At 69.5% G+C, this 12,078-nt stretch carries 15 protein-coding genes; 8 read left to right on the top strand and 7 right to left on the bottom strand.

The annotated features are described in order from the left end of the window. Window positions 1-55 precede the first annotated feature (55 nt). Window positions 56-889 carry an NAD(P)H-binding protein gene (locus ABZX12_RS16670; RefSeq protein ID WP_355693929.1) on the bottom strand — a complete coding sequence of 278 codons (834 nt, stop codon included), beginning with the start codon at window positions 887-889 and terminating at the stop codon, window positions 56-58. A gap of 91 nt (window positions 890-980) precedes the next feature. On the opposite strand from ABZX12_RS16670, the gene ABZX12_RS16665 reads away from it, so the two are divergent. After that, window positions 981-1,913, top strand: coding sequence for an AraC family transcriptional regulator (locus ABZX12_RS16665; protein ID WP_355693927.1), 933 nt, complete (start codon window positions 981-983; stop codon window positions 1,911-1,913). A gap of 40 nt (window positions 1,914-1,953) precedes the next feature. Further along, on the top strand, window positions 1,954-2,478 hold the full coding sequence (locus ABZX12_RS16660) for a putative immunity protein (protein ID WP_355693925.1): 525 nt from the start codon (window positions 1,954-1,956) through the stop codon (window positions 2,476-2,478). An 18-nt stretch (window positions 2,479-2,496) separates the two neighbouring features. On the opposite strand, the gene ABZX12_RS16655 is transcribed toward ABZX12_RS16660, so the two are convergent. Next, a complete protein-coding gene (locus ABZX12_RS16655; RefSeq protein WP_355693924.1) occupies window positions 2,497-3,399 on the bottom strand; it encodes an AraC family transcriptional regulator in 903 nt (300 codons plus the stop codon). A 73-nt stretch (window positions 3,400-3,472) separates the two neighbouring features. Here ABZX12_RS16655 and ABZX12_RS16650 point away from each other — a divergent pair, with 73 nt between their 5' ends. Then, window positions 3,473-4,288 carry an NAD(P)H-binding protein gene (locus ABZX12_RS16650; RefSeq protein WP_355693922.1) on the top strand — a complete coding sequence of 272 codons (816 nt, stop codon included), beginning with the start codon at window positions 3,473-3,475 and terminating at the stop codon, window positions 4,286-4,288. A gap of 78 nt (window positions 4,289-4,366) precedes the next feature. Next, a complete protein-coding gene (locus ABZX12_RS16645; RefSeq protein WP_355693920.1) occupies window positions 4,367-5,104 on the top strand; it encodes an SDR family oxidoreductase in 738 nt (245 codons plus the stop codon). A 2-nt stretch (window positions 5,105-5,106) separates the two neighbouring features. On the opposite strand, the gene ABZX12_RS16640 is transcribed toward ABZX12_RS16645, so the two are convergent. The 3 genes from ABZX12_RS16640 to ABZX12_RS16630 are packed head-to-tail and all read right to left on the bottom strand — an operon-like array spanning window position 5,107 to window position 6,800. Further along, complete coding sequence (locus ABZX12_RS16640; RefSeq protein WP_355693918.1) at window positions 5,107-5,796, bottom strand: alpha/beta fold hydrolase; 690 nt, start codon at window positions 5,794-5,796, stop codon at window positions 5,107-5,109. 17 nt (window positions 5,797-5,813) lie between these two features. After that, complete coding sequence (locus ABZX12_RS16635) at window positions 5,814-6,197, bottom strand: TIGR03618 family F420-dependent PPOX class oxidoreductase (RefSeq protein ID WP_355693916.1); 384 nt, start codon at window positions 6,195-6,197, stop codon at window positions 5,814-5,816. 12 nt (window positions 6,198-6,209) lie between these two features. Then, complete coding sequence (locus tag ABZX12_RS16630) at window positions 6,210-6,800, bottom strand: dihydrofolate reductase family protein (protein ID WP_355693914.1); 591 nt, start codon at window positions 6,798-6,800, stop codon at window positions 6,210-6,212. Between the two features lie 85 nt (window positions 6,801-6,885). Between ABZX12_RS16630 and ABZX12_RS16625 the strand changes: the two genes are divergently transcribed. Continuing rightward, window positions 6,886-7,338 carry a helix-turn-helix domain-containing protein gene (locus ABZX12_RS16625; RefSeq protein ID WP_355693912.1) on the top strand — a complete coding sequence of 151 codons (453 nt, stop codon included), beginning with the start codon at window positions 6,886-6,888 and terminating at the stop codon, window positions 7,336-7,338. 21 nt (window positions 7,339-7,359) lie between these two features. On the opposite strand, the gene ABZX12_RS16620 is transcribed toward ABZX12_RS16625, so the two are convergent. Both ABZX12_RS16620 and ABZX12_RS16615 read right to left on the bottom strand, forming a co-directional pair. Then, window positions 7,360-8,184: a phosphotransferase gene (locus ABZX12_RS16620; RefSeq protein WP_355693910.1), complete on the bottom strand. Its 825-nt coding sequence runs from the start codon at window positions 8,182-8,184 to the stop codon at window positions 7,360-7,362. 12 nt (window positions 8,185-8,196) lie between these two features. After that, window positions 8,197-9,411: an MFS transporter gene (locus ABZX12_RS16615; protein WP_355693909.1), complete on the bottom strand. Its 1,215-nt coding sequence runs from the start codon at window positions 9,409-9,411 to the stop codon at window positions 8,197-8,199. 92 nt (window positions 9,412-9,503) lie between these two features. Here ABZX12_RS16615 and ABZX12_RS16610 point away from each other — a divergent pair, with 92 nt between their 5' ends. From ABZX12_RS16610 to ABZX12_RS16600, 3 genes are all read left to right on the top strand, one after another. Beyond that, window positions 9,504-10,406 (top strand): LysR family transcriptional regulator, encoded by a 903-nt coding sequence (locus tag ABZX12_RS16610; protein WP_355693907.1) that lies wholly within the window; start codon window positions 9,504-9,506, stop codon window positions 10,404-10,406. A gap of 151 nt (window positions 10,407-10,557) precedes the next feature. After that, complete coding sequence (gene ugpC / locus ABZX12_RS16605) at window positions 10,558-11,631, top strand: sn-glycerol-3-phosphate ABC transporter ATP-binding protein UgpC (protein WP_355693905.1); 1,074 nt, start codon at window positions 10,558-10,560, stop codon at window positions 11,629-11,631. 4 nt (window positions 11,632-11,635) lie between these two features. Then, complete coding sequence (locus tag ABZX12_RS16600) at window positions 11,636-12,070, top strand: protein-tyrosine phosphatase family protein (RefSeq protein ID WP_355693903.1); 435 nt, start codon at window positions 11,636-11,638, stop codon at window positions 12,068-12,070. Window positions 12,071-12,078 lie beyond the last annotated feature (8 nt).

Here is a 12,078-nt window from a genome sequence, read left to right as displayed (position 1 = left end):
CTGAGCGTGCGACCACGGCCGAAGCCTCAGTTGCTGAGTGCTGGGCGTCCGCGGATCATCCGCCCCAGACCCCGGTCTTCGCGGTTTCCCGGGCCCAGTCGGTGAAGTCGCGGGGCTTGCGGCCGAGAACCTGCTCGACTCCATCGGAGACGTACTCGGAGCGGTGGTTGCGGATCACGGCGAACAGGTCGCGGACCGCGTCGGCATCCTCCGGTGTGAGGCCTTGCTCGATCAGTTCGGCGACGTGCGCTGCCGGGTCGAGGTCGACGTATGAGATCGGGCGGCCGGTTGCCGCGGTGAGTTCGGCGGCGATCTCGGTCATCGTGAGGACGCGCGGGCCGGAGATCGCGATCGTCCGGCCGGCATACGACTCGTCGAGCAGCGCCGCCGTCATCACGTCGCCGACGTCGTTGGTGTCGATCCACGCCTCGCCGCCGGTACCGGCCGACAGCCGGATCTCGCCGGCCAGGACGTGGTAGCGCAGGAAGTCCTCGCTGAAGCCCTGCGCGAACCAGGCCGGCTGCACGATGGTCCAGTCGAGACCGCTCGCCCTCACCACACTCTCCAGCTCGAGCGAACCGTCGTACACGGCGAAGTCGCGGCCCGGGCTGCCGACGCCACGGCCCGACAGCAGGACGAGTCGCCGAAGCCCGCGGGCCTGCTCGACGAACTTGCCGGCCTGCGCCAGTCCGGTCGGTCCGACCGGCGGTGCCAGGTACGCCGTGTCCGCGCCCGCGAGTGTGCCCGCCCAGGTGCTCTCGTCGTACCAGTCGAACGGTTGCGCGCTCGAGCGGGACGCCGGCCGATACGGGACGCCCCGCGCGTCGAGCTGCGCCGCGACGCGACGGCCGGTCTTGCCTTTGCCACTGAGGATCAGAATCGGGTTCATGGCTCCAGTCCACCGGAGCCCGGTGAGACAAACCATCGTCGTACGGCGCAATTCGATGTTCGAAACGCTCAGGCTGTCGTAGGCTCCTCGTATGGACGTGCTCGACGAACTGCTGGCCGGGACCCGCGCGCAGGACGGAGTGTTCAACCTGACGATCCTCGACCTGCCCTGGTCCCTGGAGATCCGGGACGAAGCGCCGCTGGCGCTCGCGACCCTGGTCCGCGGTGCCGGCTGGCTGGCGCGCGACGGCCTCGAACCGCTGCGGATGGAACAGGGCGACGTCGCGATCGTCACCGGCCCGGAGCCGTACGTCGTCAGCGACAGCCTGAGTACCGCGCCGCAGCTGCGGATCCATCCCGGCGGCATCTGCGAACCGTTGCCTGGAGCCCCGATCGACTACTCGGCCCGGCTCGGCGTGCGGACGTACGGCGGCCGCAAGTCCGGTGAGGTCATGGTTGCCAGCGGCACCTATCAGGTCGCGGGCGACGTCAGCCGGCGGCTTGTCACCGCACTCCCGCCGGCCCTCGTCGTGCCGGCGGCCGATGTCGCGGGGTCGGTGATGGAGATGATTGCCAGCGAGATCCAGCGGGACGCGCCGGGGCAGCAGAGCGTCCTGGACCGGTGGCTCGACCTCGCGCTGATCACCACGTTGCGGGCCTGGTTCGCACGGCCGGACTCGCATGCGCCCGGGTGGTACCAGGCGCAGACCGATCCGGTCGCGGGTACGGCGTTGCGGTTGCTGCACGAGGACCCGGCGTACCCGTGGAACGTCACCGAGCTCGCGGACCGGGTCGGGATCTCGCGGGCGTCGCTGGCCCGGCGCTTCACCGCGGTCGTCGGCGAGGCGCCGATGAGCTACCTGACCGGCTGGCGGATCACGCTCGCCGCCGATCAGCTCCGGTCGACCCGGGACACCGTCGAGACGATCGCCCGCCGGGTCGGGTACGCCAACGCGTTCGCATTGAGCGTTGCGTTCAAGCGGGTCCGGGGAGTCACGCCGACCGCACACCGCCGAGCCGCGTGAAAGTTTCAACCGACGGGTTTCAACGATACGATTGAGGCTGATGGGTCATGAAGACATCCCGCTGAGCCTGGACGAACTGCGGCAGCTGAGCCTGTGGACCGCCGACTGCGCCGAGCAGTCACTGCCGCTCTACGAAGCCGCGGCGCCGGACGATCGGCGACCACGTGACGCGATCGAGGCCGTCCGCCTGTTCGGCGCCGGAGGGAAGCGAACGAAGGCGATCCGGACCGCCGCGTTCGCAGCGCTGAAGGCAGCCGGCGAGACGAACGACCCGGCCGCGGAAGCGGCCGCCCGGGCTACGGTCGGCGCGGCCGGTTCGGCCTACCTGCATCCGTTCGCGGCGGCCACGCAGGTGAAGCACATCGTCGCGTCCGCGCAGTACGCCGCCTACGCGCAGGAGTTGGCGACCGCCGATCCGTCGGCGGCCGATGCCGTCGTCCGGTGGGCGATCGAACGCGTTCCACCCGCGGTCCGCGACGTTCTCGCGCGCTACCCGCCCTGCACTCCCGGCCGCGGCAGGCTCGGCGACTTGCACCGTCGTCTGGAGGACGGCCTTCGCCGATAGCTCAGCACTGCGTAGCCATTACGGCGAAGGGCTCTCGAAGCGGCGGCGCCACTGTCCTGGCGAGCTGCCACTGTGCCGCCGGAATGCTGTGGCGAAGGCGAATTCGTTGCTATAGCCAACGTTTCGTGCGATCGTCGCCAGCGGCGCGCCGGTCCTGGTCAGGGCGTCTTCGGCGCGACTCATCCGCAACTCGGTGAGGTAGCGACCGGGAGACACGCCCACCAGGTCGCGGAAGGTGGCGGCGAACGACGCCCGGGACCTGCCGGCAAGCTGCGCCATCGTCTCGAGGGTCCAATCCGCCGCGGGATTCGCGTGCAGACTCTCGAGCACCTGACGTACCTCCGGATGCGACAGGGCCCGGAACCAGCCGGGTGCTTGCACGCTGGACTGCTCCCACCACGCGCTCAGTGTGTAGATCAGGTTGAGATCCAGCAGCCGGTCCAGGAGCGCCTGGTGACCCGGTGCATCGCGCTGCACCTCCGCCGCCAGCAGGTCGATGGCGGCCGCATGCGACGAATCCTGGTCGGTGGCCCGAACCAGCACCAGGTCCGGGAGCCCGTTCAGCAGGGAGGCCGCGACACTGCCGTCGAGCACGTACGCTCCGCACAACAGCATCGATGCGGCGCCGGGTCCGTGATCGGAGCCCTGCCGGCGTGCCTCGTCGATCGGGATCGCCGCGGTCCCCGGTGCGCTGCCGACGACGTACGAACGACCGGCAGTGACGAGGGCGACGTCCCGCGCACCGAGGTGCACCGGCGGCTGCCCCTCCCGCTCGAGCCAGCCCTCACCCTCGAGCAGCAGATGCGCGGTGAGTGGCCGACGACCCGCGAACCGCACACCCCACGGCTCGACCCGACGGAGGATGGAGAAGACCGCCCCTTGGGCGCGCGCTCGAGCGAGTTGATCGCTCAAGATGTCCATCCTTGGACGATAGCGAATGGATCTGAGCAGATCACACATTTCTCGTCCACAGAATCGTCCCTACTTTGGCGGTATGACACATCTGATCCTTGGCGGCAGCGGCAAGGTCGGCCGCCGGCTGACCCGACTTCTCGACCTCGCCGACCGTCCCGCGCGTCCCGCGAGCCGCGCAGCGGCCACCGTCTTCGACTGGCATGACGAGTCCACCTGGACCCCTGCTCTGGACGGCGTCACCAGCATGTTCGTGGTGGGCCCGGGTTCGGCCACCGACTGGAGCCCCCAGCTGACCCGGTTGCTCGACCTCGCGCATGACCTGGGGACCGAGCATGCCGTCCTGCTGTCGGCGCGGGCCGTGGAGTTCCTTCCTGACGGCGCGGTCGGGCGTGCGGAACAGGCGCTCCGCCGGGGACCGATTCCGTGGACCATCCTGCGCCCGTCGCATTTCGCGCAGAACTTCACCGAAGCGATGTTCGCCCCGGTCGACGGCCGCATCATCGCCCCGGCCGGCACCGGAGCCGAGCCGTTCATCGACGTGGCGGACGTCGCCGCCGTGGCCGCCGCGGTGATGACCAAGCGGGAGTACGACGGACGCGTGCTGGCGCTCTCCGGCCCGGAAGCAGTCACCTTCGAGGAGGCGGCGGACCAGCTCGCGCAGACGACTGGTGTGAGTGTCCGGTTCGAGGACGAGAGCGACGGTGACCACGTCGATCGCCTGCGCGCCGCCGGTACGCCGGAGATGTACATCCGGTGGCGGATGGCGATGCTCAACGCAATCAGGTCAGGCGCCGACTCGTACGTCTCCACGGGCGTGACCGACGTACTCCACCGCCCCGCAACCACCTTCGCCACCTGGGCCCAGCGAGAAGCAGCCCCCGCCGCGTCCCACTGAACCCACAACCTCCAGCCTCACTCGACCCGCCGCAGCACGGCGGTCATCAACCAAGACACCTCAGAGGAGCACATAGCAGTGAGCACTTCGACACCTTCGAAGACCGTCCTGGTCACCGGCGCCAGCAGCGGGATCGGCGAAGCCACAGCCCGGCGGCTGGCGAGCCTGGGCCACTCGGTCCTCATCGGCGCCCGACGCACCGACCGGCTGGCGTCGCTCGCCGAAGAACTCCGCAACGGCGGGGCGTCCGTGGCGTACCGGGAGCTGGACGTGACGAACCTGCAGTCGGTCCAGGCGTTCGCCGCCGCGGCAGTGGAGGAGTTCGGCCGGATCGACGTACTGGTCAACAACGCGGGGGTGATGCCGCTGTCACCACTTGCGGACCTGCGGGTCGCCGAGTGGGAGCAGATGATCGACGTCAACCTGCGCGGCGTCCTGTACGGAATCGCCGCGGTCCTGCCTCAGATGCGGCAGCAGGGTGGCGGGCACATCGTCAACGTGTCGTCGGTGTCCGGCCATCGCGTGGATCCGACGGCCGCCGTGTACAGCGCGACCAAGTTCGCCGTGGCAGCTCTGTCCGAGGGTCTCCGGCAGGAGAGCCGGGACATCCGTGTGACCGTCGTCAGCCCTGGCTTCACGCAGAGCGAGTTGACCGACCGAGGCGGGTCGGCCGAGGCCCAAGGTGCGTCTCGAGAGGCGGCAGCACAATTGGCCATCCCGGCGTCCGCGATCGCGGATGCTATTGCCTTCGCCGTAGACCAGCCGGCCGCCGTGGATGTCAACGAGCTGATCGTGCGGCCGACTGCGCAAGGCTGAGGTCAGGCGATCGTCGACTTCATGAACGCGAGCGCCTGCGGCCACGCCAGCCGGAACGCGTCCGCGTTCACGTCCTTGTCGTGCCGGGACTTGTCCGAGAACCCGTGGTCGGCGCCCGGGAAGTACTGCGTGAACGTCGCGCCGGCGGTTCGCGCCTGCAAGACGGTCTGCAGGGTCTCGAAGTCCGCGTTGGGTACGGCGGCGTCCGCGCTCGGGTAGCTCACCAGCACCGGCGCGGTGATCCCGGCCGACTCGGCGATCGCGTCGTACGTGTGGTGCGGCGGCCGGTCCGACGGCACCGTCGGGTGGAAGGCGACGACATTCGCCACCCGCTGGTCGCGCGCCGCGAGCAGGAAGGCGAAACGGCCGCCCAGACACCACCCGATCACGCCGACCTTGCTGCACCCGAGCTCGTCGAACAGGTAGTCCAGCAACGCGCTCTGCTCGCCGAGGGCGGTGTCGTCGTCCATCTCCCGCAGCATCCCGGAGAGCTCTTCCCGGGTGGCGTTGTCGGTGCTGCGCCCCTTGAACGGATCCCACGCCAGCGCCGTGATCCCTTCCCCGGCGAGCTCGTCGGCCCACGCCCGGACCTGTTCACCGATCCCGGTGATCATCGGCAGCAGCACCATGCCGACCCGGCCGACCCGCGCGAGATACGCGTCCTGCTCTCCTACCGTCACCGTCACACCCATGCGGGAATCGTCTCAGGTCAGCTCACGCCGACCGTCTGGTGGTCTACCTCGATGACGCCGACCACCCGGTCGACGTCGCGGCCGTACGGCTGGCCGATGTACTTCTGGGCGATCTGGTCGACGAGCTGCCAACCGGCGTCGCCGTCGATCCACTCGACGACGCGGCCGCGGACGATGACCGGCTCGTACGGGTTGTCGACCGGGGCGAGGGACAGCGCGACGCGCGGATCGTTGCGGAGGTTGCGCGCCTTCTGCGAGCCCGGACCGGTCAGGAAGATGATCTTCTCGCCGAGCGTGCTCACCCACAGCGGGATGGAATGCGGTGACCCGTCCGGCAGGACCGTGGCCAGGTGGGCGATGGACGTGCTCTCGACGGCGTTGCGTACGGCGGGCTTCAACATGGTTCTGCTCCTTCAGCGGACGATCTCGTAGTGGAGGTGGGTGACGCCGGGGGCCGGGACTGCCTCGATCAGGTTGAGCCGCACGTGCTCCGGCAGCTCCTGGAAGAACGGCCGGCCGCCGCCGAGCAGGACCGGCACCTGGTGCAGGACGATCTCGTCGACGAGCCCGGCCCGCAGCGCCGCGGTCGCGGCTCCGCCGCCCATCAGCCCGACATCCTTCCCGCCGGCCAGCTCACGGGCTGCGGCGATCGCGTCGTCGATGCTGTTCGCGAGGGTCTGCCGTTCGCTGATCTCCGCCACCGGACCGTGGCTCAGCACGACCAGCGAGGCCTTCGGATGCGGGCTGCCGCCGCCGAAGTGACCCGAGTCGTCGTACGTCTTGTGGCCGGCCACGACCGCGCCGACCCGGCCGGCGAGCGCGTCGAACACCCGGGCGCTCGGCGCGCTCAGTTTGAAGCCGTCGAACACCTGGCTCGGGGTGTCGCCGTCGAAGTACCAGTCGAACAGCATGGGCGCATCGCCGAGCCCGTGGTCCGGACCGGAGCCGCGTCCGGTGATGTAGCCGTCGACCGAGACCGCGAGAGCGCAGATCACCTTGCTCATCGTTTTCACCTTCCCTCTGGGTTCCTTGAAGGAACGCTAACATGCTGGCGTTCCTTTAGGGAACCCCAAACGCTAGACTGCTGTCATGCAGCGGACAGACTTCAGTGAGATGGCGTGCTCGATCGCGCGCACGCTGGACGTGATCGGCGAACCGTGGTCGCCGTTGATCCTGCGCGACATCTGGGTCGGGTTCTCCCGGTTCGAGCAGCTCCAGGCGGATCTCGGGATCTCCCGCAAGGTGCTGACCGAGCGGCTGAACCACCTGGTCGACCGCGGAGTGATCGAACGCCGGCCGTACGACCAGCGCCCGCGGTACGAGTACGTGCTGACCGGCAAGGGCCGGGAGCTGGTCGACGTCCTGATGGTGATGGTTGCCTGGGGCGACAAATGGCTCGCCGGCACGGCCGGGCCGCCGGTCCTCTACCGCCACCACGCGTGCGGCGAGATCAGCCACGTGGACCTCGTCTGCGCCCACTGCGGCAAGCCGATGCACGCGGACGACATCGACGTCCTGCCCGGGCCGGGCGCGGCGGCCTAGCCGCGACCCGAAATCTCGAGGCTAACCGCAGTACTGCCGGAACACCTCGAGGTTGTCGTCCACGCGGTTGATCCGCTCGAAACCCCAGGTGTCGACGCCGGGGCGGTCGACCTCGTGCACCACCCTGGCGGACAGGTCCCGGAGGCCGCGGGCGAGTAATGCGAACTCCAGGTGGTCGGGGTCGAGATCGTCCGCGCCGTACTCGTCGAGGAACTCCACGAGATGATCCCCGTCGGCCGCGACCCACACGTCGTACTCCCGCGGCCCGATGACGGCGTTCTCCCAGTCGAGGATCGCGGCCACCTCGCCCTGGTCGTCGATCAAGACATTCAACCCGTGGAAGTCCGTGTGGCAGACGACGTCGCGCACCGGCTCCAGCCGCGCCCGTACGTCGTCGAGCCGCGCGATCGCCGCCGCGACCTCGTCCGCGCGATCCGCGATCCACGGGTGCTGCAGGTATCCCGTCAGATCGCGGATGTGCGGCTCGGTGACGTCCGCGGCCGGCAGCGTCAGCCGCACCGGCGATTCGTGGACCTGCCGCAACGCACGAGCCACCACGCGCCAGTCGCCCCAGTCCGCCGTCCGCCCTTCGACATAAGGAAAGACCGCGTACGCCCGGTCATCGCTCGTCGCGAACAACTCCCCCTGCAGCGTCCGCAGCGGCTCGACCACAGGAAGCCCGAGAGCCTTCAACTGCTCGAGCCTCTCCAGCCCGACGGCGGGCTCACCAGGCTCCCATGCCTTCACGAACCATCGGCGGTCCGCCACCCACCCGTCGGTGGCGAACCCGCCGGCATGAGGCACCAACTCGGTGACGGTCAGCCCGTAGTCGCGTTCGAGATCCACCCCGGCATCAGATCACCTTTGCTGGGCGGCCAGCATCCGTAATACGGCGGCGTTCACCAGGATCAGGATCAGCGCGGAGAAGAGCAGCAGGGCGACCTCGGCCGGGAGGAGAGCGATGCCCAGGCCGATCGCGAGGACAGGGATCGCGAGTCCTGCGTACGCGATCAGGAAGAGGGCGGCCAGCACCTCGCCGCGGGACGACGGGTCGGCGAGTGCGGCGGCGGTCGCGACCGCGCCGCGGAAGACCAGCCCGACACCGGCACCGGCGACGACACCGCCGATGACGAACAGGTAGAGGTTCGGGATGAGCCCGCCCACCGCCACGCCGACCAGACCGGCCGACATGGCGACCAGGCCGAGGCGCAGCTGGGCCGGGCGAGGGAGACGCACGAAGACGACCTGGCTGGCGGCGCCCGCGATGAACACGGCGAACGTCACCACGCCGGCGAGCAGCCTCGACGTGTGGTGCAGGACGCCGGCCAGGAAGGTCGGCGCGAGCGACGTGAAGAGGCCGAAGATCGCGAACGCCGCGAAGGCTCCGATCGCGGACGCGAAGAAGAGCGGACGCGCCGACGAGGGCAGCGCCACCCGCTGCGGCCGGTACGCCGGACGCTCCTCCAGGCGCTCGACCGTCTCCGGCACCAGCGCGATCCCCACGGCGCTGATCAGCAGCAGCACCAGGAAGACCTCGTACGGACGCTGCAACGGCGACGACACGTACTGCGCCAGCAGACCACCGATGAGCGGCCCGAACGCCAGCCCGCCGAGGTTCACCATGCTCGAGATCAGCGCGGACCGGCTCGGGTCCTCACCGGGACGCGCGACCTGCCGCAGCTCGGACAGGTGCGCGGTCGCGGTCGCCGTCAGTACGCCGACCCCCACGCCGCAGACGAACCGCGCCACCAACAGACCGGGGACCTCCGGCCAGAGCAGGAAGATCGCCGCCGCCAACGCCTCCGCGAGAACCGCGAGCAGGGCGACCCGCCGCCGCCCGAGCCAGTCGCTCACGTGCCCGGCCAGATACAGCGACGCCATCACGCCGACCGCGTAGCTGGCGAAGATCACCGTGATCACGTACGTCGGGAAGCCGTCGCGCTGCTGGTAGATCGCGTAGAGCGGTGTCGGGATCGTCGAGAAGGCCATCGTGGTGAGGAAGGCCGCCGCGATCACCCAGAACCCTGGTGCGTGGGCGAACCGGATCCGTACGCCGGTCCGCGAAGACGTCATGGTGGACATGCTTCCAGCGTGCTCCGCGGCATCTATCGAGTCCAACGAAAGTTCTTGCACGCTCTTATCGCCAGCTCCGATAATTCGATGCTGTGGACAGTCGCCAGCTGGAGTACTTCGTCGCCGTCGCCGAGGAGCTGAGCTTCACTCGCGCCGCGCAGCGGTTGTTCACCGTGCAGTCCACGGTCTCCGCCGCCGTCCGGGCGCTCGAGACGGACCTGAGGACGACCTTGTTCGACCGCTCGACCCGGCGGGTGGTGCTCTCGACCGCGGGTCAGGCGTTGCTGCCCGAGGCAAAGGCCGCTCTGGAAGCGCTGGACCGGGCGCGGGCCGCCGTCGAGGAGGCGTCGTCGGGGCTCCGCGGCAGCATCCGGATCGGGACACTGGCCCGCTTGAGCCTGGTGAACATGGCCGAGCTGCTCGGCGCGTTCCACCGCAAGTATCCGCTGGTCGAGGTGCAGGTGGCGACGTCGCCGAGCGGGTCGACCGGCCTCGCCGACGACGTCCGGCACGGCCGGCTGGACGTCGCCCTGCTCGGCCTCCCGAAGCCCGAGCTCAGCGGCCTCGACGTCCGCGACATCGCGACGGTGCCGTTCGTGGCACTGGTGCCGTCGGCGCATCCGCTCGCCGGACGCACCGGCGTACGGCTGCCGGAGCTGGCCCAGGAGCGGTTCGTCGACATGCCGGCCGGGTTCGGGAACCGGAAGATGGTGGACCGGGCCTTCGACGCGATCGGGATGCCGCGCCGGATCCAGGTCGAGGTGCCGGAGCTGACCACGATCCCCGACTACGTCCGGGTCGGGCTCGGCGTCGGCGTCGTCCCCGACCTGGAACTGCCCGCCGCGCACGGCGTCGCCAAGCTCCCGATCGAGGGCACCGAGCTGACCTGGACCCTGTCCGTGGTCACGGCGGCCGGACGGCGGCCGAGCCGAGCAGTGACCGCCCTGCTCGAGCTGATCGGCGACTCGACCCGTCCCGAGGGTTCGTACTTCTAGGCGAGATTTACATCACTCGGGAATGTAAGGACGTCGGCGTCCGTTGCCACCAGTGCTTGGTGATGTATCACCAAGCAGACACCCAGGACCTGGGGGCCTTTGCTACGGATCGTCCGGCACGTTCCTGCCGGCGAAGGAGAGGAAGCGCGACATGGCAACTGTCTCGTTCAAGGGAGCCACCCGGGTCTACCCGGGCACCGACATCGCCGCGGTCGACAAGCTCGACCTGGACATCGAAGACGGCGAGTTCGTGGTGCTGGTCGGGCCGTCCGGCTCGGGGAAGTCGACGGCGCTGCGGATGCTGGCCGGGCTCGAAGAGGTGAACGAGGGAGCGATCTTCATCGGCGACCGCGACGTCACGAACGCCCCGCCGAAGGAACGCGACATCGCGATGGTGTTCCAGAACTATGCGCTGTACCCGCACATGTCGGTGGCCGACAACATGGGCTTCGCGCTGAAGATGCAGGGCGTCCACAAGGACGAGCGCGCCCGGCGCGTGCAGGAGGCCGCCAAGCTGCTCGGTCTGGAGGAGTACCTCGACCGCAAGCCGAAGGCGCTGTCCGGGGGCCAGCGGCAGCGGGTCGCGATGGGCCGCGCGATCGTCCGTAACCCGCAGGTCTTCCTGATGGACGAGCCGCTGTCGAACCTGGACGCCAAACTGCGGGTGCAGACCCGCACACAGATCGCGGAGCTGCAGCACCGGCTCGGGGTCACCACCGTCTACGTCACCCACGACCAGGTCGAGGCGATGACCATGGGCGACCGCGTCGCGGTCCTTCGCGATGGCGTGCTGCAGCAGGTGGACACCCCGCTGAATCTCTACGACCGGCCGCGGAACAAGTTCGTGGCCGGCTTCATCGGGTCGCCGGCGATGAACCTGATCACCGCCGAGATCACCGACGGCGGCGCCAGGATCGGCGACTACGTCGTACCGATCGCCCGCGACGTGCTGGCCAAGGCCGGCGACGACACGACGCTGACGCTCGGCATCCGGCCCGAGGCGTTCCACCTCGCCGACGACGGCCTGCCGGTGAAGGTCTCGGTGATCGAGGAACTCGGCTCGGACGCGTACCTGTACGGGACCGCCGAGCACACCAGCGACCAGATCATCGCCCGGATCGGCACCCGCCTGCACAACGACAAGGGCACCGTCGTCCACCTGGCGCCGGACCCCGACAAGCTGCACCTGTTCTCGACCTCCACGGAGGACCGCCTTGTAGTTTGACCCTGTGGGTCACTGGGAGAAGGACACACCAGGTGTGATGGAGCTGCCGTCGGGTCGGCTCGTCCGTGGACGCGGTCTGCGGCACGGCCCGGCGGCAGAGCCCTTCCCGACGTACGGCGTGTACCTGCTCGGCAAGGAACCGCCGGACGTGCCGTGGGAGACGCGGTGGATCAAGTGGCCGGACTTCCGGCTGCCCGTCGACCGCGCGCAGGCGCTGACGATCTTCCGCGAGGCGCTGGAGCGGTCCGGGACCGGCCGAGTGGAGTTCGCGTGCGGCGGCGGGCGCGGACGGACCGGAACGGCGCTCGCGTGTCTCGCCGTGCTCGACGGCGTGCCCGCTGACCAGGCCGTCGGCTACGTACGACAGCGCTTCGACAAGCACGCGGTCGAGACGCCGTGGCAGCGCAGGTACGTGCTAAATCTGTTGACCCGGAGCTGACCCATCGC

Origin of the sequence: Kribbella sp. NPDC003505 (genome assembly GCF_040610875.1) — a bacterium.
GTDB lineage: Bacteria > Actinomycetota > Actinomycetes > Propionibacteriales > Kribbellaceae > Kribbella.
This window is presented reverse-complemented; position numbering and strand designations above follow the sequence as displayed.

Excerpts from the sequence above, each read along its gene's own strand:
- ABZX12_RS16670 (WP_355693929.1), bottom strand. The coding sequence starts at position 889 with ATGAACCCGATTCTGATCCTCAGTGGCAAAGGCAAGACCGGCCGTCGC.
- ABZX12_RS16665 (WP_355693927.1), top strand. The coding sequence starts at position 981 with ATGGACGTGCTCGACGAACTGCTGGCCGGGACCCGCGCGCAGGACGGA.
- ABZX12_RS16660 (WP_355693925.1), top strand. The coding sequence starts at position 1,954 with ATGGGTCATGAAGACATCCCGCTGAGCCTGGACGAACTGCGGCAGCTG.
- ABZX12_RS16655 (WP_355693924.1), bottom strand. The coding sequence starts at position 3,399 with ATGGACATCTTGAGCGATCAACTCGCTCGAGCGCGCGCCCAAGGGGCG.
- ABZX12_RS16650 (WP_355693922.1), top strand. The coding sequence starts at position 3,473 with ATGACACATCTGATCCTTGGCGGCAGCGGCAAGGTCGGCCGCCGGCTG.
- ABZX12_RS16640 (WP_355693918.1), bottom strand. The coding sequence starts at position 5,796 with ATGGGTGTGACGGTGACGGTAGGAGAGCAGGACGCGTATCTCGCGCGG.
- ABZX12_RS16635 (WP_355693916.1), bottom strand. The coding sequence starts at position 6,197 with ATGTTGAAGCCCGCCGTACGCAACGCCGTCGAGAGCACGTCCATCGCC.
- ABZX12_RS16630 (WP_355693914.1), bottom strand. The coding sequence starts at position 6,800 with ATGAGCAAGGTGATCTGCGCTCTCGCGGTCTCGGTCGACGGCTACATC.
- ABZX12_RS16625 (WP_355693912.1), top strand. The coding sequence starts at position 6,886 with ATGCAGCGGACAGACTTCAGTGAGATGGCGTGCTCGATCGCGCGCACG.
- ABZX12_RS16615 (WP_355693909.1), bottom strand. The coding sequence starts at position 9,411 with ATGACGTCTTCGCGGACCGGCGTACGGATCCGGTTCGCCCACGCACCA.
- ugpC (WP_355693905.1), top strand. The coding sequence starts at position 10,558 with ATGGCAACTGTCTCGTTCAAGGGAGCCACCCGGGTCTACCCGGGCACC.